The 22,645-nt window shown below is 69.1% G+C and carries 19 protein-coding genes and 3 tRNA genes; 13 read left to right on the top strand and 9 right to left on the bottom strand.

The genetic code is table 11. From position 1 onward, the window contains the following. The first annotated feature begins 240 nt into the window (after window positions 1–240). The 3 genes from hrpA to ACFVWD_RS40170 all read left to right on the top strand — a co-directional run bounded on the left by hrpA (window position 241) and on the right by ACFVWD_RS40170 (window position 4,942). Window positions 241–4,221: an ATP-dependent RNA helicase HrpA gene (gene hrpA, locus ACFVWD_RS40180; RefSeq protein ID WP_389602909.1), complete on the top strand. Its 3,981-nt coding sequence runs from the start codon at window positions 241–243 to the stop codon at window positions 4,219–4,221. Window positions 4,222–4,314: 93 nt separating this feature from the next. Continuing rightward, window positions 4,315–4,389, top strand: a tRNA-Asp gene (locus ACFVWD_RS40175). 364 nt (window positions 4,390–4,753) lie between these two features. After that, entirely contained in the window at window positions 4,754–4,942 is a 189-nt protein-coding gene (locus ACFVWD_RS40170) for a DUF6274 family protein (RefSeq protein ID WP_384920445.1), read from the top strand. A 450-nt stretch (window positions 4,943–5,392) separates the two neighbouring features. On the opposite strand, the gene bldC is transcribed toward ACFVWD_RS40170, so the two are convergent. Both bldC and ACFVWD_RS40160 read right to left on the bottom strand, forming a co-directional pair. Then, a complete protein-coding gene (gene bldC / locus ACFVWD_RS40165; protein WP_003949541.1) occupies window positions 5,393–5,599 on the bottom strand; it encodes a developmental transcriptional regulator BldC in 207 nt (68 codons plus the stop codon). Window positions 5,600–6,314: 715 nt separating this feature from the next. Next, window positions 6,315–7,163, bottom strand: coding sequence for a hypothetical protein (locus tag ACFVWD_RS40160; protein WP_389602908.1), 849 nt, complete (start codon window positions 7,161–7,163; stop codon window positions 6,315–6,317). Between the two features lie 246 nt (window positions 7,164–7,409). Between ACFVWD_RS40160 and ACFVWD_RS40155 the strand changes: the two genes are divergently transcribed. Together ACFVWD_RS40155 and ACFVWD_RS40150 are read left to right on the top strand one after the other, a co-directional pair. Continuing rightward, a complete protein-coding gene (locus ACFVWD_RS40155) occupies window positions 7,410–8,498 on the top strand; it encodes a Leu/Phe/Val dehydrogenase (RefSeq protein ID WP_389602907.1) in 1,089 nt (362 codons plus the stop codon). A gap of 321 nt (window positions 8,499–8,819) precedes the next feature. After that, on the top strand, window positions 8,820–9,074 hold the full coding sequence (locus ACFVWD_RS40150) for a DUF3073 domain-containing protein (protein WP_153289771.1): 255 nt from the start codon (window positions 8,820–8,822) through the stop codon (window positions 9,072–9,074). 144 nt (window positions 9,075–9,218) lie between these two features. Here the strand turns inward: ACFVWD_RS40150 and purM are convergent, their stop codons facing one another. From purM to ACFVWD_RS40130, 4 genes are all read right to left on the bottom strand, one after another. Continuing rightward, window positions 9,219–10,316, bottom strand: a complete 1,098-nt coding sequence (gene purM / locus ACFVWD_RS40145; RefSeq protein WP_389602906.1) for a phosphoribosylformylglycinamidine cyclo-ligase — start codon at window positions 10,314–10,316, stop codon at window positions 9,219–9,221. A gap of 43 nt (window positions 10,317–10,359) precedes the next feature. Next, window positions 10,360–11,886, bottom strand: coding sequence for an amidophosphoribosyltransferase (gene purF, locus ACFVWD_RS40140; protein WP_101404199.1), 1,527 nt, complete (start codon window positions 11,884–11,886; stop codon window positions 10,360–10,362). Between the two features lie 61 nt (window positions 11,887–11,947). After that, a complete protein-coding gene (locus ACFVWD_RS40135; protein ID WP_389602905.1) occupies window positions 11,948–12,739 on the bottom strand; it encodes an META domain-containing protein in 792 nt (263 codons plus the stop codon). Window positions 12,740–12,835: 96 nt separating this feature from the next. After that, complete coding sequence (locus ACFVWD_RS40130) at window positions 12,836–13,633, bottom strand: sterol carrier family protein (protein WP_389602904.1); 798 nt, start codon at window positions 13,631–13,633, stop codon at window positions 12,836–12,838. A gap of 85 nt (window positions 13,634–13,718) precedes the next feature. Between ACFVWD_RS40130 and ACFVWD_RS40125 the strand changes: the two genes are divergently transcribed. Then, window positions 13,719–14,303, top strand: a complete 585-nt coding sequence (locus ACFVWD_RS40125) for a Uma2 family endonuclease (protein WP_389602903.1) — start codon at window positions 13,719–13,721, stop codon at window positions 14,301–14,303. Window positions 14,304–14,371: 68 nt separating this feature from the next. Here ACFVWD_RS40125 and purL read toward each other — a convergent pair whose 3' ends face one another. Genes purL through purS form a run of 3 tightly spaced genes read right to left on the bottom strand, consistent with a single transcriptional unit; the run spans window position 14,372 to window position 17,567 of the window. After that, window positions 14,372–16,630 carry a phosphoribosylformylglycinamidine synthase subunit PurL gene (purL, locus tag ACFVWD_RS40120; RefSeq protein ID WP_389602902.1) on the bottom strand — a complete coding sequence of 753 codons (2,259 nt, stop codon included), beginning with the start codon at window positions 16,628–16,630 and terminating at the stop codon, window positions 14,372–14,374. Next, window positions 16,627–17,307 carry a phosphoribosylformylglycinamidine synthase subunit PurQ gene (purQ, locus tag ACFVWD_RS40115; RefSeq protein WP_101404194.1) on the bottom strand — a complete coding sequence of 227 codons (681 nt, stop codon included), beginning with the start codon at window positions 17,305–17,307 and terminating at the stop codon, window positions 16,627–16,629. The genes purL and purQ overlap by 4 nt, the downstream gene beginning before the upstream one ends. Beyond that, a complete protein-coding gene (gene purS / locus ACFVWD_RS40110) occupies window positions 17,304–17,567 on the bottom strand; it encodes a phosphoribosylformylglycinamidine synthase subunit PurS (protein WP_389602901.1) in 264 nt (87 codons plus the stop codon). The genes purQ and purS overlap by 4 nt, the downstream gene beginning before the upstream one ends. Window positions 17,568–17,928: 361 nt before the next feature. On the opposite strand from purS, the gene ACFVWD_RS40105 reads away from it, so the two are divergent. The 7 genes from ACFVWD_RS40105 (at window position 17,929) to ACFVWD_RS40075 (ending at window position 22,642) form a co-directional block, all read left to right on the top strand. Then, entirely contained in the window at window positions 17,929–18,246 is a 318-nt protein-coding gene (locus ACFVWD_RS40105; protein ID WP_101404193.1) for an Lsr2 family protein, read from the top strand. Window positions 18,247–18,424: 178 nt separating this feature from the next. Then, window positions 18,425–18,496, top strand: a tRNA-Gly gene (locus ACFVWD_RS40100). A gap of 79 nt (window positions 18,497–18,575) precedes the next feature. Then, window positions 18,576–18,651, top strand: a tRNA-Gly gene (locus ACFVWD_RS40095). 130 nt (window positions 18,652–18,781) lie between these two features. Then, window positions 18,782–19,825, top strand: coding sequence for an ABC transporter ATP-binding protein (locus ACFVWD_RS40090; protein ID WP_389602900.1), 1,044 nt, complete (start codon window positions 18,782–18,784; stop codon window positions 19,823–19,825). Next, window positions 19,822–20,652, top strand: a complete 831-nt coding sequence (locus ACFVWD_RS40085) for an ABC transporter permease (protein WP_389602899.1) — start codon at window positions 19,822–19,824, stop codon at window positions 20,650–20,652. Before ACFVWD_RS40090 ends, ACFVWD_RS40085 begins: the two co-directional genes overlap by 4 nt. A gap of 20 nt (window positions 20,653–20,672) precedes the next feature. After that, the gene (locus ACFVWD_RS40080; RefSeq protein WP_389602915.1) at window positions 20,673–21,989 is read left to right on the top strand and encodes a sensor histidine kinase; all 1,317 of its coding nucleotides are present in this window, start codon (window positions 20,673–20,675) and stop codon (window positions 21,987–21,989) included. Then, window positions 21,986–22,642 (top strand): response regulator, encoded by a 657-nt coding sequence (locus ACFVWD_RS40075; protein WP_389602898.1) that lies wholly within the window; start codon window positions 21,986–21,988, stop codon window positions 22,640–22,642. Before ACFVWD_RS40080 ends, ACFVWD_RS40075 begins: the two co-directional genes overlap by 4 nt. Window positions 22,643–22,645: the final 3 nt, after the last annotated feature.

The following is a 22,645-nucleotide window of genomic DNA, read 5'->3' as shown; positions in this document are numbered from 1 at the left end:
TCGCAAGCCCGTCGCTTACGTTCGGATCGAGCAGCGGCTCGCTTGCCCGGCCCACGTCTGATCCAGCGGCGACGGGCTCGACGCACCGCCACGGCCCCGCCCCACCACCGCCACCAGGCGCCACGCACCCGGCACCCGTCACCCGGCACCCGGCAGGCGGCACCCGGCAGGCGGCACCCCATGGGGCCCGAGATAAAGCACTCGCCAGTAATTTCGGCGAGGTGAGATCCTGGACGGCGTATGTCTACGCATCCTGCCCCCGTCCTCGGCGACCTCGCCCCCCGCCTGGCCGAGCTGTCCCTGCGCGAAGCGCACCGGCTCGGCCGCAGGCTCGAGGGCGCGCGCCGGATCCGCAAGCCCGAAGCCCGCGCAGCCGTGCTCGCCGAGATCGACGCGGAGGTCACCAAGGCCGAGGCCCGCATGGCCGAGCGCCGCACCCGTGTGCCCGCCGTCACCTACCCCGAGCAGCTCCCGGTCAGCCAGAAGAAGGCCGACATCGCCGACGCCATACGCGACCACCAGGTCGTCATCGTCGCGGGTGAGACCGGCTCCGGAAAGACCACCCAGATCCCCAAGATCTGTCTCGAACTGGGCCGCGGCGTCCGCGGCATGATCGGCCACACCCAGCCCCGCCGCATCGCCGCCCGCACGGTCGCCGAGCGCGTGGCGGAGGAGCTGGACACCCCCCTCGGCGAGGCCGTCGGCTGGAAGGTCCGCTTCACCGACCAGGTGAATCCGGACGGCACCTTCGTCAAGCTCATGACGGACGGCATCCTGCTCGCCGAGATCCAGACGGACCGCGAGCTGCGCGCGTACGACACGATCATCATCGACGAGGCCCACGAGCGCTCCCTCAACATCGACTTTCTGCTCGGCTACCTCGCCCAGCTGCTCCCCAAGCGCCCGGATCTCAAGGTCGTCATCACCTCGGCCACGATCGACCCGGAGCGCTTCTCCCGCCACTTCGGCGAAGCCCCGATCGTCGAGGTCAGCGGCCGTACGTACCCCGTGGAGGTCCGCTACCGCCCGCTCCTCGAAGAGGAGGGCGACGACGCCGACCGCGACCAGATCACCGCGATCACGGACGCGGTCGAGGAACTGCAGGCCGAAGGCAAGGGCGACATCCTCGTCTTCCTCTCCGGCGAACGCGAGATCCGCGACACGGCGGACGCACTCACCAAGAAGCAGTACCGCTTCACCGAGGTTCTCCCTCTCTACGCCCGCCTCTCCCACGCGGAGCAGCACCGCGTCTTCCAGCCCCACACCGGCCGCAGGATCGTTCTGGCGACCAACGTCGCCGAGACCTCGCTCACCGTCCCGGGCATCAAGTACGTCATCGACCCGGGCAACGCCCGTATCTCCAGATACAGCCACCGCACCAAGGTCCAGCGCCTGCCCATCGAGCCGGTCTCGCAGGCCAGCGCCAACCAGCGCAAGGGCCGCTGCGGCCGTACGTCGGACGGCATCTGCATCCGCCTGTACTCCGAGGACGACTTCAACACCCGCCCGGAGTTCACGGACGCGGAGATCCTCCGTACGAACCTGGCGAGCGTCATCCTCCAGATGACGGCGGCCGGCCTCGGCGACATCGAGAAGTTCCCCTTCATCGACCCGCCGGACCACCGCAACATCCGAGACGGCGTCCAGCTCCTCCAGGAGCTGAACGCACTCGACCCGTCCGAGAAGGACGTACGCAAGCGCCTGACGGAGACCGGCCGCAAGCTCGCCCAGCTCCCCGTCGACCCCCGGCTGGCCCGCATGGTCCTGGAGGCCGACAAGAACGGCTGTGCGCGCGAGGTCATGGTGATCGCCGCGGCGCTCTCCATCCAGGACCCGCGCGAGCGCCCTGCCGACAAGCAGACGCAGGCGGACCAGCAGCACGCCCGCTTCAGGGACGAGACGAGCGACTTCCTCGCCTTCCTCAACCTCTGGCGTTACGTCCGCGAGCAACAGAAGGAGCGAGGCTCGTCGGCCTTCCGCCGCATGTGCAAGCAGGAGTACCTGAACTTCCTGCGCATCCGCGAGTGGCAGGACATCTACACCCAGCTGCGCACGGTCGCCAAGCAGATGGGCATCCACCTCAACGAGGACGACGCGGCGGACCAGAGCGTCCATGTCTCCCTCCTCGCCGGCCTGCTCTCGCACGTCGGCATGAAGGACGTGAAGGAGACCGGGGGCGAGAGCGGCGGGCGCAGCACGGGCAAGAACGAGTACCTCGGCGCCCGCAACGCCAAGTTCGCGATCTTCCCGGGCTCGGCCCTCTTCAAGAAGCCCCCGCGTTTCGTGATGTCGGCCGAGCTGGTGGAGACCTCCCGTCTCTGGGCCCGGGTGAACGCCAGGATCGAGCCCGAGTGGGTCGAACCCCTGGCGGAACACCTCCTCAAGCGCACCTACAGCGAACCGCACTGGGAGAAGGACCAGGCGGCCGTGATGGCGTACGAGAAGGTCACCCTCTACGGTGTCCCGATCGTCGCCCAGCGCAAGGTCAACTACGGTCGTATCGACGCCGAGACGAGCCGCGACCTCTTCATCCGCAACGCCCTCGTGGAGGGCGACTGGCGCACGCACCACAAGTTCTTCGCCGACAACCGCAAGCTCCTGACCGAGGTCGAGGAGCTGGAGCACCGTGCCCGTCGCCGGGACATCCTGGTCGACGACGAGACGCTGTTCGACTTCTACGACCAGCGGGTGCCGGCCCACGTCGTGTCCGGCGCGCACTTCGACTCGTGGTGGAAGCACAAGCGCCATGACGAGCCGGAGCTCCTCGACTTCGAGCGCTCGATGCTCATCAACGAGCGAGCCGGTGACGTCAGCAAGGACGACTACCCCGACTCGTGGCGTCAGGGCCGCCTGAAGTTCCGGGTGACCTACCAGTTCGAGCCGGGCGCGGACGCCGACGGCGTCACGGTCCACATCCCGCTCCAGGTCCTGAACCAGGTGACGGACGAGGGCTTCGACTGGCAGATCCCGGGCCTGCGCGAGGAAGTGGTCACCGAGCTCATCCGCTCCCTCCCCAAGCCCATCCGCCGCAACTACGTCCCCGCCCCGAACTTCGCGAAGCGGTTCCTCGACCAGGCCGTGCCCCTTCAGGAGCCGCTGCCGACGACCCTCGCCCGCGAGCTCAAGCGGATGGTCGGCGTGCCGGTCGCTGCCGACGACTTCGACTGGTCCCGCGTCCCCGACCATCTGAAGATCACCTTCCGGATCGTCGACGAGCGGCGCCGCAAACTGGCCGAGGACAAGGACCTGGAGACCCTCCAGCTCCAGCTGAAGCCGAAGGCACGCAAGGCGATCTCGCAGGCCGCGGCGGCGACGGCGGAGCGCGAGGGCGGCGAGTCCCTGGAACGTACGGGCCTCACGGACTGGACGATCGGCACGCTGACGCGCGTCTTCGAGACGCGCCGGGCCGGCCAGCCGGTGAAGGCGTACCCGGCCCTGGTCGACGACGGTCCGACGGCGAACACCGTCTCCGTACGTCTCTTCGACACGGAGGCCGAGCAGGCGCAGGCCATGTGGAAGGGCACCCGGCGGCTGATCCTGCGCAACATCCCGGTGAACCCGGGCAAGTTCGCCTCGGACAAGCTCACCAACGCCCAGAAGCTCGCCCTGTCCGCCAACCCGCACGGCTCCGTGCAGGCCCTGTTCGACGACTGTGCGACGGCGGCGGCGGACAAGCTGATCGGCGACTTCGGGGGCCCGGCGTGGGACGAGGAGTCGTACCGGAAGCTGTATGACAAGGTGCGCGCCGAGATCGTCGACACGACGGTCCGGACGGTGGGCCAGGTGCAGCAGGTCCTTGCCGCCTGGCAGGCCTGTGAGCGCCGTCTGAAGGCCACCGGCAGCCCCACCCTGCTGGCAAACCTCACGGACGTACGGACGCAGCTGAACGCCCTGGTGAAGCCCGGCTTCGTCACGGCGACCGGCCTGCGCCGCCTCCCGGACCTGATGCGCTATCTGGTCGCCGCCGACCGCCGCCTGCAGCAGATGCCGACCGGCGTCCAGCGGGACACCACCCGCATGGAGAAGGTCCACGAGATGCAGGACGAGTACGCGTGGCTCCTGGAGCAGCTGCCGCAGGGCCGGCCGGTCCCGCAGCAGGTCCTGGACATCCGCTGGATGATCGAGGAGCTCCGGGTCAGCTATTTCGCCCATGCGCTCGGCACGGCGTACCCGGTCTCCGACAAGCGCATCGTGAAGGCGATCGACGCTGCGGTGCCGTAACGGGACCTGCACGGTGGGTGAGTTCGACCCCGGGCTCACCCTCCTGTACAGTCTCTTCTCGCAGCACAACGCAAGAAAGTGACTGTGAAACCTGGTCCTGTGGAGCAGTTTGGAGTGCTCGCCACCCTGTCAAGGTGGAGGCCGCGGGTTCAAATCCCGTCAGGACCGCAGTAGATACGAGAGCCCGGGTCTTCGGACCCGGGCTCTCGTGCGTACGCACTCCGCGCAGCCGCACGAACTCACGGACCCCTCACGCATCCGGACTCCCGGACCACCCGCACGGACCGCCCCGCCCGGCTCGAACCCCCGGCAGCGCACGTTCGGGCCCCTGGGCGCGTATCCACAGACTCCGGGCGCCGTACGCCCCTTCACGCGCCTCGTGCGCCCCCACCCCCACACGGCCGCTCCCCAGGCCCTCCCACCGAACGCCGGACGCAGCCCCGCCCGACCGGCGGAGCCCCCCGCACCTTGACGCCGTCACATTCGGCGGGTACCCCGGAATCCAGGGCACTCGACCTCCTGGAGGTGGTTCATGGCGGCGTCCGCTCGGCACGAGACGCGCGCGCTGCTCCGCGCCCATCTGTCGGCCGCTTCCGGGTACCGCCATCTGACGCGGCACTGCCCGATCTGCCACCAGCTCCTGAGACTGGCCATGGAGCCCTCCGCGCACGGCGAGGAGGACGAGACGGCGGCCGAGGACGAAACCCCCGCCACGGCGTGACCCTCGCGCGGGAGGGCACAACCGCCCAACTCCTTTAGCGCAGACGCGTCACAGGCAACAAGGACTCTGGCATGTGACGGGTGTCACCGCATAAGTTTTCAGAAGGGCGGAACTTACACCCCACCTACAACTTGTCAATTTAATATGTGCAATTGCACTACTCTCCGAGGGCTCCCACAGGAGATCCGACACCCCTCCCCAGACTCCGACAAGGCCGCTCACAGGCCCACCGCACGACCCACGGCCGCGCCCCTTCGGCGCCTGAGCAGGGCACAAAAAAATCGCGCTGGACCCGGCGGAGTCCAGCGCGATCGACGACGCACCCTTGTCGCATATGTAACTGGGGTCGGGCGTGAGCCCTGTTGGGGCAGGACCCGCGTCGCTTGGAGCTGTGGTTCGGGCGTCTTGACAGGTTGGGGGACCTACCGAATTGCCCGGTTATGCGATTGTTCAGGCCTCGCTGCGCTGCTGCGGGATACCCGCGAGTAGCGCGCGGACCTCAGCCTCGCGGTAGCGGCGGTGCCCGCCGAGCGTGCGGATGGATGTGAGCTTGCCGGCCTTCGCCCACCGCGTGACCGTCTTGGGGTCGACGCGGAACATCGTGGCGACCTCAGCCGGGGTCAGCAGCGGCTCGGCATCAGGGGTGCGAGCGGTCATGAGCGGCCTCCTCGGGAGAACCGAACCTTCTCGGTTCATTCCTCTAAATTCTGCACCTTGACCCGCGTTGCCCGAAATGGCGGACACGGGTCGAGTCGGTTATAGGACGAACGGCTTGTCCTCGGCACTACAACTACACCATCCGTCCAGCCGCGTCGGCCAAACCGATGGAATTGCCCTCCCAGGTGTTCATCAGCGACGGAAGCCGATGGACCATGCCATAGCGGACAGTCACGCCACTGTGACGATCAGTCACAGGGCGATCAGGAGTCATCAGACCCCCCATAGCGCGCAATGCCGAGATTCCCGCCCAAACATGGACGGATGGAGCCCTCCCCCGGGCTCCTTGTCCTATTTTGGCACGAGGAGGGGCAAGCGATGCAAGAGCCAGGTAAGTGCCATCCGTCACGCTTGACACATCGTCGACACAAAAGACCGGATCAGGACCTAGGTCCCGACCTGCGCGATCTTCTCCCGCAGTGAGGGTTCTTCAGCGTGCGAGGACCATACGTCAGTTCGGGCGAACGCCAGTGAGAAGCACATCACACTTCTCGTGCGGCTGGCCCGCCCCAGCCGGCCCGGGACACTCAGACACCCCACAGGCGCTCAGACACCCCACAGGACACACAGGCCCCACAGGTCCCAGAGAGCACACAGAACCCACGTGCCACACAGGACCCACGTGCCCCACAGGCTCAAAGGCCCTGGACGCCCCTCAGTTCGCCGAGCGCCGGTCCCGGACCGAGCGCCAGCGCTCCACGAGCCGCCCGTACGCCTCGCCCGCCGCCGCCCCGTCCCCGTGACGCAGCGCCTCGATGCCTTCGGCCACGTCGGCCGCCGAGTGGTCGTCCTCAAGGTGCCCGGCCGGCAGGGTGTGCACGAGCCCGCCGTAGTCCAGCTCGACCAGCGAGCGCGGATGGAACTCCTCCAGCCAGCGCCCCACGTCCACCAGACCCTCGATGAGGGGCCCCTCGTCCAGGGTGTCCCGGAGGGTCTTCAGGGCGCGTGCCGTCCGTCGCCGCGCCTGCACCATCGGCGTCCGGTAGCGCAGCACCGGCGCTGCTCCGTCGCCACCCGTCCCCTTCTCGTACCGCCGCTCCTCGTCGGTGACGAGCACGAACCAGTTCAGCGGCACCTGCCAGGTCGAGGTGCGGATCCACGGGCGGGCGTCGGGGTTGCGGGCGAGCCAGCGCTCGTAGTCAAGGGCCGCCTGGCGGCGTACGAGCGGCGGCAGGACCGCGTCCAGGACGGACGCGGGCAGTTCGTCGGCCAGTTCCTCCAGCGCCTGCCAGCCGCGCAGCCGGGTGCGCCAGGGACAGACGCAGAGCACTCCGTCGACGCTCAGCACGAACGCGTCCGCGCTCTCGTGCACCGGCACGGGGATCGGCGGGGTGGGCAGCAGATCGGCCAGCGAGCGGCGCAACTCGTCCTGGTACGACGGGCGCTCGGCGCGCCGTGCGTAACGCGCCCAGTGGGTGCGCTCCGGCTCCGGGAAGGCGGCCAGCGGTTCGTACACGCGCAGATAGGACGCGTACGGGACGATCACCGAGGACACCTTGGGCACCCCTGCTCCCTCCCCAACGGACCGGACCCGAAACCCGGGCGGGAATCCCGGGCGAGCGGCGCGCGGGCGACCGGGAAATCACTCCAAATCGTCCCACGACCGTGCGGAAACGTACTCCGGGAGGAGGTGATCCTGAACACTGCGCGGATGGCGACCGGGCACAGGCTCTAATCTCATGCCCACGGAAGCCCGCCATCCGCACGGGCACCGTCCACAACCGCCGCTACTTACCTGGGAGTCACCACAGTGACCGACGTAACCGACGGCGTCCTGCACACCCTGTTCCACTCGGATCAGGGGGGTCATGAGCAAGTCGTGCTCTGCCAGGACCGGGCCAGCGGCCTCAAGGCCGTCATCGCCATCCACTCCACCGCTCTGGGCCCCGCCCTCGGCGGTACACGCTTCTACCCGTACGCGAGTGACGAGGAAGCCGTCGCCGACGCGCTGAACCTCTCGCGCGGGATGTCGTACAAGAACGCCATGGCCGGTCTCGACCACGGCGGCGGCAAGGCCGTGATCATCGGGGACCCCGAGCAGATCAAGAGCGAGGCCCTGCTCCTCGCCTACGGCCGGTTCGTGGCCTCGCTCGGCGGGCGCTACGTCACCGCGTGCGACGTCGGTACGTACGTCGCCGACATGGACGTCGTGGCGCGCGAGTGCCGCTGGGCGACGGGCCGCTCGCCCGAGAACGGCGGCGCCGGTGACTCCTCGGTCCTGACCGCCTACGGGGTCTTCCAAGGCATGCGGGCGAGCGCCCAGCACCTGTGGGGCGACCCGACACTGCGCGGCCGCAAGGTCGGCATCGCGGGCGTCGGCAAGGTGGGCCGCCACCTGGTGGACCATCTGCGCGAGGACGGCGCGGAGGTCGTGATCACGGACGTACGCGACGAGTCCGTACGACAGATCCTGGACAAGCACCCGACGGGCGTCACGGCCACCAGGGACACCGAGGCGCTGATCCGCACCGAGGGTCTGGACATCTACGCCCCCTGTGCGCTGGGCGGGGCGCTGAACGACGCGTCCGTGCCCGTGCTCACCGCGCGGATCGTGTGCGGCGCCGCCAACAACCAGCTCGCGCACCCGGGCGTCGAGAAGGACCTCGCGGACCGCGGGATCCTCTACGCGCCCGACTACGTGGTGAACGCGGGCGGTGTCATCCAGGTCGCCGACGAGCTGCACGGCTTCGACTTCGACCGGTGCAAGGCGAAGGCCACGAAGATCTTCGACACCACGCTGGCCATATTCGCACGTGCGAAGGAGGACGGGATTCCGCCGGCTGCCGCGGCCGACCGGATCGCCGAGCAGCGGATGGCGGAGGCGCGCCACCTCGGATAGCGGAACCTTCCATTCCGTCGCATTCCGCGCGTGTCTCGACGCTTGTCAGGGACCCGCCGAGGGGACACTTCGAGAGAACTCTCACTCCCGTCGGCGGGTCGTCCGCCAAGAAGAGGTTAAAATCGCGGTTGACCAGCGGGGACAGGGCACCTCGCAGGTTCTGGGCCTAGGCGCGTCCTGCGGGCGACGTACCGTATGGGCGCGGGCTCAGGTACCGTGGAAGCCCTACGGACCGGTCTCTCCACGGAGAGCCCGTTCCAGATCATGAACGCGTGTCAAGACTCTGGGGCCACCGAGCCCCGTATCCGAGGGGGTCGAGCCATGGGGCGCGGCCGGGCAAAGGCCAAGCAGACGAAGGTCGCCCGCCAGCTGAAGTACAGCAGCGGCGGGACTGACCTCTCGCGTCTGGCCAATGAGCTGGGCGCTTCGACTTCGAGCCAGCCGCCGAATGGCGAGCCGTTCGAGGACGACGACGAGGAAGACGACCCGTACGCCCAGTACGCGGATCTCTACAACGACGACGATGAGGATGAGGACGAGCAGTCCGGTCCGCAGTCTCAACGTCGCGGCGCTTGACGCACCAGCGTCCCTCGCGGTTTCCGCGATCTCTCGTAGCAGTAGCGGTGAGTAGATCTCTGTTGGCGGATTTCTCGTAGCAACCGCACTTCACCCGGTCCGGGGCCTCAACGCCGGACCGGGTTTCGTGCTGCCCCGAGGGCCTCAGCTCGCGTAGTCGCCGATCAGGGCCGCGCCCGTCGCGTGCTCGCCGCGCTCGGTGATCTCACCGGCGATCCAGGCGTCCACGCCGCGGTCCGCGAGGGTGGCCACCGCCACGTCCGCCGATTCCTCGGGGACGATGGCGATCATGCCCACGCCCATGTTCAGCGTCTTCTCCAGCTCCAGACGCTCGACATTGCCGGTCCTGCCGACGAGGTCGAAGACCGGGGCCGGGGTCCAGGTCTCGCGGTCCACGATCGCGTGCAGCCCGTCCGGGATCACCCGGGCCAGGTTGGCCGCGAGCCCGCCGCCGGTGATGTGGCTGAAGGCGTGCACCTCGGTGGTCTTCGTCAGCGCCAGGCAGTCCAGCGAGTAGATCTTGGTGGGCTCCAGGAGCTCCTCGCCGAGCGAGCGGCCGAACTCCTCGACGTGCTGGTCCAGGCTGAGGTTCGCCCGGTCGAAGAGGACGTGCCGGACGAGCGAGTACCCGTTCGAGTGAAGACCGGAGGCCGCCATGGCGATCACCGCGTCACCCGTACGGATACGATCCGGGCCGAGCAGCCGGTCGGCCTCCACCACGCCCGTACCGGCGCCCGCGACGTCGAAGTCGTCCGGACCGAGCAGGCCCGGGTGTTCGGCCGTCTCGCCGCCCACCAGAGCGCAGCCCGCGAGCACACAGCCCTCGGCGATGCCCTTCACAATGGCCGCCACGCGCTCCGGGTGGACCTTGCCGACGCAGATGTAGTCGGTCATGAAGAGCGGCTCGGCACCGCACACCACGATGTCGTCCATGACCATCGCGACCAGGTCGTGGCCGATGGTGTCGTACACGCCGAGCTGCCGGGCGAGGTCGACCTTGGTGCCCACGCCGTCCGTGGCGGACGCGAGCAGCGGGCGCTCGTAGCGCTTGAGGGCGGAGGCGTCGAAGAGGCCGGCGAAGCCGCCGAGGCCGCCGAGGACCTCGGGGCGCTGCGTCTTCTTCACCCACTCCTTCATCAGCTCCACGGCGCGGTCGCCCGCTTCGATGTCGACGCCGGCAGCCGCGTAGGAAGCACCGGATGTGCCCGTCGACGCAGCCGACTGATCAGATACAGCAGACATTGCCTGGGATCTTTCGGGTTGGTGATACGGGGCTCTGCGGCGCTTACGGGCGACGGATCGCGTCGGCCGCGGCCGTGGCGGCGGGACCGGCCGCGAGCTCAGTCTCCAGAAGTTGCTTGCCCAGCAGTTCCGGGTCCGGGAGCTCCATCGGGTACTCGCCGTCGAAGCAGGCGCGGCACAGGTTCGGCTTGGCGATGGTGGTCGCCTCGATCATGCCGTCGATGGAGATGTACGAGAGGGAGTCGGCGCCGAGCGAGGTGCCGATCTCCTCGATGCTCATGCCGTTGGCGATCAGCTCGGCGCGGGTCGCGAAGTCGATGCCGAAGAAGCAGGGCCACTTCACGGGGGGAGAGGAGATCCGGATGTGGACCTCCGCCGCACCCGCCTCGCGGAGCATGCGCACCAGGGCCCGCTGAGTGTTGCCGCGCACGATCGAGTCGTCGACGACGACCAGGCGCTTGCCCTTGATGACTTCCTTCAAGGGGTTCAGCTTCAGACGGATGCCCAGCTGGCGGATGGTCTGTGAAGGCTGGATGAAGGTCCGGCCGACGTACGCGTTCTTGACCAGGCCGGCGCCGAACGGAATGCCGCTGGCCTCCGCGTAACCGATCGCGGCGGGCGTCCCGGACTCCGGGGTCGCTATCACCAGATCGGCTTCGACAGGGGCTTCCTTGGCGAGCTTGCGCCCCATCTCGACACGCGAGAGGTACACGTTCCGGCCGGCGATGTCCGTGTCCGGACGGGCCAGGTACACGTACTCGAAGACACAGCCCTTGGGCTTCGCTTCCGCGAATCGGGACGTACGCAGGCCGTTCTCGTCGATGGCGACGAACTCGCCCGGCTCGATCTCACGGACGTAGGCCGCGCCGCAGATGTCGAGGGCGGCGGACTCGGAGGCGACGACCCAGCCGCGCTCCAGGCGGCCGAGGACCAGCGGGCGGATGCCCTGCGGGTCGCGGGCCGCGTACAGGGTGTGCTCGTTCATGAAGACGAGGCTGAAGGCGCCCTTGACCTGCGGGAGGACCTTCGCGGAGGCCTCTTCGACGGTCAGCGGCTTGCCGTCGTCGTCGACCTGAGCCGCGAGAAGCGCGGTGAGCAGGTCGGTGTCGTTGGTGGCGGCCACGCGGGTGGTGCGGCCGTCCTGCTTGGGGAGGTCGGCGACCATCTCGGCGAGCTGCGCCGTGTTGACGAGGTTGCCGTTGTGGCCGAGCGCGATGGAGCCGTGCGCGGTGGCACGGAACGTCGGCTGGGCGTTTTCCCACACGGAGGCGCCGGTGGTCGAGTAGCGGGCGTGACCGACCGCGATATGACCCTGGAGCGAACCGAGCGAGGTCTCGTCGAAGACCTGGGACACGAGGCCCATGTCCTTGAAGACGAGGATCTGGGAGCCGTTGCTTACCGCGATTCCCGCGGATTCCTGACCCCGATGCTGGAGGGCGTAGAGCCCGAAGTAAGTGAGCTTGGCGACCTCTTCACCCGGGGCCCAGACTCCGAAGACGCCGCAAGCGTCCTGGGGGCCTTTCTCGCCGGGGAGCAGATCATGATTGAGTCGACCGTCACCACGTGGCACACCACCGAGTGTAGGCGAGATCGACCACTGGTCCGAATTGGGGATACGGATCTTTGACGGATCACTCGTCGGCGACGGCTTGGAGGGTCTTTCCGTTTGTGCTGGTCAGCGCGATGGCTCGGTGGTTCAACTCGTATCCGACCGTGCTGTCGAAGAAACCCAGCAGGGTCCTCTCGGTGTCCATGAGTGAGCCGTCGCACATCATCCGGGTGGTCCTGGCGGTGCCGAGGGTGATATGTCCGTCGCGGACGGTGGCCTTGGCGGTGACCTGGTTGCAGCCGAGGCGGCCGGAAAGGATGCCTTTCGCCTTGTCGAGGGTGAAGTGGGCGTCGGCCCCCTCGGGAAGGGACTGGGCCACGGCACCGTCCCCGAGGGACATGACCGTCCACTTCGTGCCGTACAGGGGCGCGTCCGGCTCCTTGGTCAGATTGACGCGGTCGCCGCCGTCGGTGGTGAGCGTCAGCTTGTCGCCCTTGACCTCGCTGGTGAACGTGTCGTCGACGAAGGCGCGGCTGAGGCTCTGCTCGAAGCTCATGGGGTCCTTCTGGCAGCCCATGTCGGTCGCCTCGATCTTCCCGAAGTCGACACGGTCACCCTTGAGGGTGACGGTCGAGCCGAAAGTGTTGCAGCCGAGGTTGCCGCTGACGCGACCGTCTTCGCCGATCCGCAGATACGCGCTGTCCGGCGCCTGCCGGGTCCGGCCGTGCGTGGTGAGGGTGTCGACACTCCAGTGAACGCCGGTGACCGGCGACGATCCGCTCCCCACGGAACCGCCGCCCGCCGTCTCGGTGCCGCAGGCCACGGCGAGCGGAAGCAGGGTCAGGACACTGAGGGTCAGTCGCTGCTTGTCCATGACGGTGTGACGGGAGGGGTGGGGTGGCCGGTTCCCCTCCGGGGCGGTGCGGGTGGAGTCAACGGTGAGGTCGGCGGGCGGAACCGGCGGGCGGGCTCAGCCCATCAGGGGCAGCAGTCCGCCGAGGTCGGCCCGCTCACCGCTCGCGCTGACCTTCGCCTCGTCCAGCGCGGTCTTCCACTCCGTACGTCCCGTCGCCAGCCGGATCCAGGTCAGCGGGTCGGTCTCCACGACGTTCGGCGGTGTGCCCCGCGTGTGCCGGGGGCCCTCCACGCACTGCACGACGGCGTACGGCGGGATCCGCACCTCCGTCGACGCGCCGGGCGCCTTCACGGCGAGCGCGTCGGCGAGCAGCCGGGTGCACGCGGCGAGGGCCTGGCGGTCGTACGGGATGTCGAGACCCGGTACGGCGGCGTTCAGGTCGTCGGTGTGGACGACGAGTTCGACGGTGCGGGTGACCAGGCAGTCGGCCAGCGGCATCGCACCCGCGCTGGTGGCGAGCAGCCGGGAGCCGGGGTGGGCGTCGAGGTGGGCTGTGAAGTCCCGCTCCACGTCGGCCAGGAAGGCCACCAGGTCGGGGTGCTCCTCGGTCAGTCGGTGGGCTGTGTCCGCGATGGCTCCGGAGTTGGCGGAGGTCGCGAACGGCCAGTCGAGGACCGTGGCGTCCTGCCTCACGGGCTCCGGCTTGTCGAGGAGCCGGGCGACGGCCGCGAGAGTCGTGCCGACGTGCGCGACCAGTTCCCTCACCGTCCAGTCGCCGAGCCGGGTGGGCAGCGCGAGCCGCTCGGGCGTGAGAGCGGGGACGGCCTCCCGTATGTGCCCGAACTGTGCGAGAACCGCGGCGCGCGTCTTGGCGGGATCGTACGTCCGTGTGCGCTTCTTGACCGGGGGCATGGAGCTGAGCCTATGCCTCACGGCGCTCGTTCAGGTCCCGCGCACACCCGGACAACACTGGCCTTCGCCTGGAAGGAAGTGCAACATGACGGTTATGGCCGAGCACACGTCTCAGATGTCGGTGGAGGAGTTCGAAACGATCGCCTCCGCCGCTCCCGAGACCGTCACGTTGGAGTTCATCAACGGACGGATCGGAGTCAAGAAGGTGACGGACGGAGACCACAACACCATCGTGACCTGGCTGGCCCGACGCTGTATGCAGACCAGGCCCGACCTGGACCTGTATCAGGGCCAAGGGCTCCGCGTGGAGACATACCGAGAGGGCAGGGCGAAACCGGACGCGGTGGTCGCACCCGAAGCCCACTTCGCGGGACACGGCGAGTGGGCCGACCCGGCCGGAACGCTCTTGGTCGTCGAGGTCACCTCGTACGACTCGGACACCGACCGGCGGGACCGGCACGAGAAGCCCGCCGCATACGGCCAGTCCGGAATTCCCCTGTACCTCTTGATCGACCGGGACTCCTGCACGGTCACGGTGCACAGCACTCCGGACCGGAAGGTCGGAGGCTACCGCGACATCCACACCGCGAAGTTCGGTGAGAGGGTGCTCGTCTCCGACCCGATCGGCATCGAACTCGACACGGAGATCCTCAAGAACTATGTCCGATGAGTCGAGGAAGGCCCCGCCCGGAAACGTGACTCCGGGCGGGGCCTTCCTCGTCGTACGACCGGCGACGGTCAGGCGAGAAGCGCCGGGATGGTCCCCTCGTGCGCCTCGCGCAGCTCAGCCAGGGAGAGCGCGAACTCGCCCTGGACCTCGACCGCGTCTCCGTCCACGACACCGATACGGGTGACGGGCAGGCCCCGCGCACCGCACATGTCGTTGAAGCGGAGCTCCTCCGAGCGCGGTACGGCGACGACCGCGCGGCCCGCCGACTCCGAGAAGAGGAAGGTGAAGGCGTCGAGACCGTCGGGAACGACCAGCCGGGCGCCCTTGCCGCCGAGCAGCGCCGACTCGACCACGGCCTGGATCAGACCGCCGTCGGACAGGTCGTGCGCCGAGTCGATCATGCCGTCGCGGGAGGCGGAGATGAGGATCTCGCCGAGGAGGCGTTCGCGCTCCAGGTCGACCTTCGGGGGCAGGCCCCCCAGGTGGTCGTGGACGACCTGCGACCAGGCCGAACCGCCGAACTCCTCACGGGTGTCACCGAGCAGGTAGAGGAGCTGGCCCTCTTCCTGGAAGGCGACCGGCGTGCGGCGGGCGACGTCGTCGATGACGCCCAGCACGGCCACGACCGGGGTCGGGTGGATGGCGACCTCGCCCGTCTGGTTGTAGAGCGAGACGTTGCCGCCGGTCACCGGGGTGCCCAGCTGCTGGCAGGCGTCGGCGAGACCGCGGATGGCCTCGGCGAACTGCCACATGACGGCCGGGTCCTCGGGCGAGCCGAAGTTCAGGCAGTCGGAGACGGCGAGCGGCTTGGCGCCGGTCGTCGCGACATTGCGGTAGGCCTCGGAGAGGGCGAGCTGTGCGCCGGCGTACGGGTCCAGCTTGGCGTAGCGGCCGTTGCCGTCCGTGGCGATGGCGACGCCGAGCCCGGTCTCCTCGTCGATGCGGATCATGCCCGAGTCCTCGGGCTGCGCCAGCACCGTGTTGCCCTGCACGAAGTGGTCGTACTGGGAGGTGATCCAGGACTTGGAGGCCTGGTTCGGCGAGCTCACGAGCTTGAGGACCTGGTCCTTGAGCTCCTCGCTGGTCGCCGGGCGCGGCAGCTTGTTCGCGTCGTCGGCCTGGAGGGCGTCCTGCCACTCGGGGCGGGCGTAGGGGCGCTCGTAGACCGGGCCGTCGTGGGCGACCGTGCGCGGGTCGACGTCGACGATCTTGCCGCCGTGCCAGTAGATCTCCAGCCGGTCGCCGTCGGTGACCTCACCGATGACGGTGGCGATGACGTCCCACTTGTCGCAGATCTCCAGGAACCGGTCGACCTTCTCCGGCTCGACGACCGCGCACATGCGTTCCTGCGACTCGCTCATGAGGATTTCCTCGGGAGAGAGAGTCGAGTCCCGCAGCGGTACGTCGTCCAGGGTGACGCGCATGCCGCCGGAGCCGTTGGAGGCCAGCTCGGAGGTGGCGCAGGACAGACCGGCCGCGCCGAGGTCCTGGATGCCGACGACCAGCTTCTCGGCGAAGGCCTCGAGCGTGCACTCGATGAGCAGCTTCTCCTGGAAGGGGTCGCCGACCTGGACCGCGGGGCGCTTCGACGGCTTGGCGTCGTCGAAGGTCTCACTCGCCAGGATGGAGGCGCCGCCGATGCCGTCGCCGCCCGTGCGGGCCCCGTACAGGATGACCTTGTTGCCCGTGCCGGACGCCTTCGCGAGGTGGATGTCCTCGTGCTTCATGACACCGATGGCACCGGCGTTGACGAGGGGGTTGCCCTGGTAGCAGGCGTCGAAGACGACCTCGCCGCCGATGTTGGGCAGACCGAGACAGTTGCCGTAGCCGCCGATGCCCGCGACGACGCCCGGCAGGACGCGCTTGGTGTCGGGGTGGTCGGCGGCGCCGAAGCGCAGCGGGTCGACGACGGCGACCGGGCGGGCGCCCATCGCGATGATGTCGCGCACGATGCCGCCGACGCCGGTGGCCGCTCCCTGGTAGGGCTCGACGTACGACGGGTGGTTGTGCGACTCGACCTTGAAGGTGACGGCGTAGCCCTGGCCGACGTCGACGACACCGGCGTTCTCGCCGATGCCGACGAGCAGGGCGTCGGACTGCGGGGCCTTCTCGCCGAACTGGCGGAGGTGAACCTTCGAGGACTTGTACGAGCAGTGCTCGGACCACATGACGGAGTACATGGCGAGCTCGGCGCCGGTCGGGCGGCGGCCGAGGATCTCGACGACCCGCTCGTACTCGTCCTTCTTCAGGCCCAGTTCGGCCCAGGGCAGCTCGACGTCGGGGGTCGCGGCCGCGTTCTCGACCGTGTCCAGAGGCGTGCGGCTCATGCGTTGACCAGCTTCTTGAGGATCGAGGTGAAGAAGGGGAGGCCGTCGGTACGGCCGGACCCGACCAGGGTCTCGACGGCGTGCTCGGGGTGCGGCATGAGACCGACCACGTTCCCGGCCTCGTTCGTGATGCCCGCGATGTCCCGGAGGGAGCCGTTGGGGTTGAAGTCGACGTAACGGAAGACGACCCGGCCCTCCGCCTCCAGCATGTCGAGCGTGTGCTCGTCGGCGACGTACCGCCCGTCCATGTTCTTCAGCGGGATGTGGATCTCCTGGCCGGACTCGTAGTCGGCCGTCCAGGACGTCTCCGCGTTCTCCACCCGCAGCTTCTGGTCGCGGCAGATGAAGTGGAGGTGGTTGTTGCCGAGCATCGCGCCGGGGAGAAGGTGCGCCTCGGTGAGGACCTGGAAGCCGTTGCAGATGCCGAGGACGGGCATTCCGGACTTCGCCTGCTCGATCACGGTCTCCATCACGGGCGAGAAGCGCGAGATGGCACCGGCCCGGAGATAGTCGCCGTACGAGAAACCGCCGGGCAGCACCACGGCGTCGACCTGCTTGAGGTCCTTGTCCTTGTGCCAGAGGGCGACGGGTTCGGCACCGGCGAGCTTGATCGCACGCTGCGTGTCCCGGTCGTCGAGGCTGCCGGGAAAGGTGACGACTCCAATACGAGCGGTCACTTTCCTGCCTCCGCGACTTCCTCGACCTTGACGGTGAAGTCCTCGATCACGGTGTTGGCGAGGAAGGATTCCGCCAGTTCATGGATGCGGGCGAGCGCGGCGTCGTCCACCGGTCCGTCCACTTCCAGTTCGAATCGCTTTCCCTGACGTACGTCGGAGAGACCTTCGAAACCGAGGCGCGGCAGTGCACGCTGCACCGCCTGGCCCTGGGGGTCGAGGATCTCCGGCTTGAGCATGACGTCGACTACGACGCGTGCCACTGGCACTCCCGGTGTGTGGTGCTGAGCAGGTCCCTTCAGACTACCCGTACAAAATTTCTACCCGCGTAGATTCGTAGAATCCTACGTGAGCCCGATCACGATCCCGCATCGACGCGGGGGCCTGCACGGAAAATCCTGGGAAAAATCGCAGAAGAGCGGCGGGGCCCCATTACCTTCGGACACGCGGAAGGTTTTAGTCGGGCTTCACAATGCAATGCTCGGCACTGTACAAATGAATTGGCAATAGCCGATACTTTGCCCAATAACAGCCGGACAGTCGACATCTCCCCGACAACTCCGTGACGTCCACGCACGTCATGGGGTGTGATCGCAGAGGTGCCGCACGAAGGGACCGATATTCGTGGCGCAGCGTGTCGTGGTCACTCTCTTTGACGACATCGACGGCTCGGAAGCGGCGGAGACGATCGCCTTCGGACTCGACGGCAAGTCGTACGAGATCGACCTCAATCCAACCAATGCCAAGAAACTGCGTAAGGCCCTCGCGCCCTACCTCGAGGCCGGCCGCAAGCAGTCGAAGTCCGGGAAGGCGTACACGCACACCGCGTTGACCCCCGACCCGGCCGCCGTCCGCGCCTGGGCCCGCTCCAACAAGCTGGACGTCCCCCCGCGCGGCCGCATCCCCAAGAAGGTCTACGAGGCGTTCGCCGAGGCGCACTGAATGCGAGGCTCCGGCGGCCGGCTCGCCGGGCTCCCGCTCCGGCCGGCTCGCCGGGGCCCCGCTCCGGCCGGCCATCCGCCCCCGCGCGCAACCGACTTGCGCTGACCCCCCGCTGATCAGCTAGAGTCTGGAGCACGCCGAGGGGCAAGGCCGAAAAAGCCGGACCCCAAGGAGTCACGCGGGTGTAGTTCAGTAGCAGAACATCCCCCTTCCAGGGGGAAGGCGCAGTGTGCAATTCCTGTCACCCGCTCTGCAGCCCTTACCGACCACTCTTGTGGATCAGGTAAGGTGGTGCTCGCACCGACCGGTGAAAGCTGGTCGGCGGCAATGCGGACGTAGCTCAGTTGGTAGAGCGCAACCTTGCCAAGGTTGAGGTCGCGAGTTCGAGCCTCGTCGTCCGCTCCAGGAAGCAAAGACCCCGGTCATCGACCGGGGTCTTTCTCGTGTGCGCGCACGACCGTCCCCTGACATTTGTCATGCGGAGTGATGACACCGCGCACTGCTGTCGGGTCCCGTCCGCGGGGACGCTGATTTCATGAACACGAACGAGCGAGATGACGTGATCGAGGTCACTGATCTGCGGCGCGTGTACGGGGGAGACCGGGGAGCCGGCGGAGATTTCGAGGCCGTGCGCGGAATCACCTTCTCCGTGGGCCGCGGTGAGCTCTTCGCGCTGCTGGGGACCAACGGCGCGGGCAAGACCTCCACCGTCGAGCTGCTGGAGGGCCTCGCTCCTCCGGCGGCCGGCCGGGTGCGGGTCCTCGGACACGATCCGTACGAGGAGCGCGCGGCCGTCCGGCCCCGGATCGGCGTGATGCTGCAGGAGGGCGGCTTCCCCTCCGAGCTGACGGTCGCGGAGACCGTACGGATGTGGGCGGGCTGCACGAGCGGAGCCCGGCCCACCGCTCAGGCCCTGGAGATGGTCGGGCTCACCCGGCGGTCCGGGGTACGGGTGAAGCAGCTGTCCGGGGGCGAGAAACGGCGCCTGGACCTGGCCCTCGCGCTCCTCGGCCGCCCCGAGGTCCTCTTCCTCGACGAGCCGACGACCGGCCTGGACGCCGAAGGACGCCGGGACACCTGGGAGTTGGTGCGCGAGCTGCGCGACGGCGGCACGACCGTGGTGCTGACCACGCACTACCTGCAAGAGGCGGAGGAGCTGGCCGACCGGCTCGCGGTCCTCCACGAAGGGCACATCGCGGCCTCCGGCACCCCCGCCGAAGTGACCGCTTCCTCACCGTCCCGGATCTCCTTCGAACTGCCCGACGGCTACTTCCTCGGAGACCTGCCCCCGCTCGCCGGGCTCGGCGTGACCGATCACGAGACGGTGGGCCGCGCCGTCAGGCTGCGCACCGACGAGCTCCAGCGCACCGCCACCGCGCTGCTCGTGTGGGCCCACCAGAAGCAGGTCGAGCTGCGGGGGCTCGATGTGCGGTCGGCCTCGCTGGAGGAGGCGTTCCTGCGGATAGCGCGGGACGCTGCGGGCCGGGGCGCGGGTGTGCGGGACGCGGATGTACGGGGTGCGGATGCGCCGGGTGCGGGTGCGGGTGTGCGGGAGCAGGAAAGGGGGACGGTGGCATGAGCGCGACAGTTCCGGCGACCGGGCAATCCGGTGCGGGTGCGGATACGGGTACGGGCACGGGTACGACGACGGCCGCGGGGCGGATGGCCGCCCTGGCGCGTGCCGAACTGACCCTGCTGGGCCGCTCGAAGGCGACCCTCGCCGCCGCCGTGTTCATGCCGCTGCTCTTGCCGTTCAGCCTCCGCTCGACGGTCGACCAGATGGACCTGAAGGGCACCGGGCTCTCGGTCGGCTCGGTCGTCCTGCCGTCCTCCGTCGGCTTCTCACTCCTCTTCGCGGTCTACAGCTCGCTGGTGAGCGTGTACGCGGCCCGCCGCGAGGAGCTCGTCCTCAAACGGCTGCGCACCGGGGAGCTGCGGGACGCGGAGATCCTCGCGGGCGCGGCCCTGCCCTCGGTCGCGATCGGCCTGGTGCAGTGCCTGGTCCTGACGGTCGCGTGCGCCGCGCTGCTGGACGTCGGCGCGCCCCGGGCACCCCATCTCGCCGTCCTGGGGCTGCTCCTGGGCCTGGCGATGTGGCCCCCGCTCGCGGCGATCACGGCGAACTTCAGCAAGAGCGTGGAGGGTGCCCAGGTCGCCACCATGCCCTTGATGCTGGTGTCGCTGTTCGGTTCCGGCACCTTCTTCCCCCTCCAGGTCATGCCGGACCAGCTGGCCTCGGCCTGCGAACTGCTGCCCCTGACCCCGGTGATCACGCTGATTCGCGGCGGCTGGACCGGCGGCCTCTCCGCGCACGACACCCTGGGCGCGCTCGGGACGGCGGTGGCCTGGATCGTCCTCGCGGTGTTTGCTGTACGGCGGTGGTTCCGCTGGGAGCCGCGGCGTTGACCAGGGACTTGGTGGTGGGCATGGGCGGGCGCGATGGCTGGTGGCGCGGCAAGAGCACGCCGGCGAAGGTCGAGACGTACACACGGTGGTCGTTCCACACCTTTCCGTTCGTCGAGGTCGCCACCTTCGCGCTGCCGGCCTTCGGATATGTGCCCGCCCCGGTGAACTGGATCCTGTTCCTGCTGGTGAGCGCGCACGCCGCGCTCGTCGCGGTGACCGCCTCGCTGACCCTGGACTGGACCCGCGGCCGCCGCCCCCTGCCGGTACGGCTGCTCTGGGCGCTGGGCACCGCCACCGTGGTGATCGCCGTCGTGAGTCTGATCGTCTCCCTGCACGGCCCGCGCGGCGCGGACAACGGGGCGGCGGCGGCAACGGTGTTCGTCGGCGTCCTGTCGTTCGGGATCGGCACCCTGGCACTCGCGGTGCGCGAGACACGACGCATGGTGTACGGCGTGCTCGGCACCGCCCTGGGCGCCGGCGCCGTGGCCGTCCCGGCGGGTGTCCCCGCGACCGGCGCCGCCGTCGCCGCCGGTGCGGTCGTCCTCGCCGCCGGTTTCTTCACCTTCACCTCCGCCTTCTCCGTCTGGCTGCTGAACGCCGTCTACGAACTCGACGAGGCCCGCGAGACCCGGGCCCGGCTCGCGGTCGCCGAGGAACGGCTGCGCTTCGGGCGCGATCTGCACGACGTGATGGGCCGCAACCTGGCGGTGGTCGCGCTGAAGAGCGAGCTCGCCGTGCAACTGGCCCGGCGCGGGCGGCCGGAGGCCGTGGAGCAGATGATCGAGGTCCAGCGGATAGCGCGGGAGACGCAGCGGGAGGTCCGCGAGGTCGTACGCGGCTACCGCGAGGCCGATCTCCGGACCGAACTCGCGGGCGCGCAGGGCGTGTTGACGGCCGCGGGCATCGACTGCGAGGTCAGCGGCCCGGTGACCGGACTGCCCGCGGAGATCCAGTCCGCGCTCGGCTGGGTCGTACGGGAGGCGACGACGAACGTGCTGCGGCACGGGGACGCCGGAAGGTGCGCGGTGTCCCTGCGGGTGACGGAGGGCCGGGTGACCCTCACCGTCGAGAACGACGGGGCGCCCGGTACCGGTACGGGGTCCCGTACCGGACCCGCCGCCGCCGAGCCGGGACGGGGGTCCGGGCTCGCCGGGCTGCGGGAGCGGCTCAGGGAGGTGGACGGGGTGCTGCGGGCCGGGCCTGCCGGGGGTGACCTGTTCCGCCTGACCGCCGAGGTGCCGCTGCCCCCTGCCTCGGTCCCGGAACCGGCTCCGGCCCCGGAACCGGGTGGCTCGCCGCCGCCCGTCCCCCACCCCGTGAGTGAGGTCACCTCATGACATCCACCCCACCCGCCTCATCCACCCCACCTGTCCCGTCTGCCCCGCCCGTGCGGCTGTTGCTCGCCGACGACGAGCACCTGATCAGGGGTGCGCTCGCCGCGCTGCTGGGACTGGAGGACGACCTCGTGGTGGTCGCCGAGGCCGCGACCGGGCCCGAGGCGCTGGCGATGGCGCTGGCGCACGAACCCGATGTCGCCGTCCTGGATCTGCAGATGCCGGGGGCGGACGGTGTGAGGGTGGCCACATCGCTGCGGGCCGAACTGCCCGGCTGCCAGGTGCTGATCGTGACGAGTCATGGGCGGCCGGGGCATCTGAAGCGAGCGCTTGCGGCAGGTGTGCGCGGGTTCGTCCCGAAGACGGTCAGCGCACGGCGGCTCGCGGAGATCATTCGTACCGTCCATGCGGGAAACCGCTATGTGGACCCGGAATTGGCCGCGGACGCGATCTCCGCCGGGGACTCGCCGCTGACCGCGCGCGAGGCCGAGGTGCTCGAGTTCGCCGCCGACGGGGCGCCCGTCGCGGAGATCGCGGAGCGGGCGGCGCTGTCCCAGGGGACGGTACGCAACTATCTTTCGTCGGCCGTCTCGAAGCTGGGGGCGGAGAACCGTCACGCGGCGGTGCGTCTCGCACGGGAGCGAGGTTGGGTATAGTTG

The organism is Streptomyces sp. NPDC058086 (assembly GCF_042885015.1).
Lineage (GTDB): Bacteria > Actinomycetota > Actinomycetes > Streptomycetales > Streptomycetaceae > Streptomyces.
This window is presented reverse-complemented; position numbering and strand designations above follow the sequence as displayed.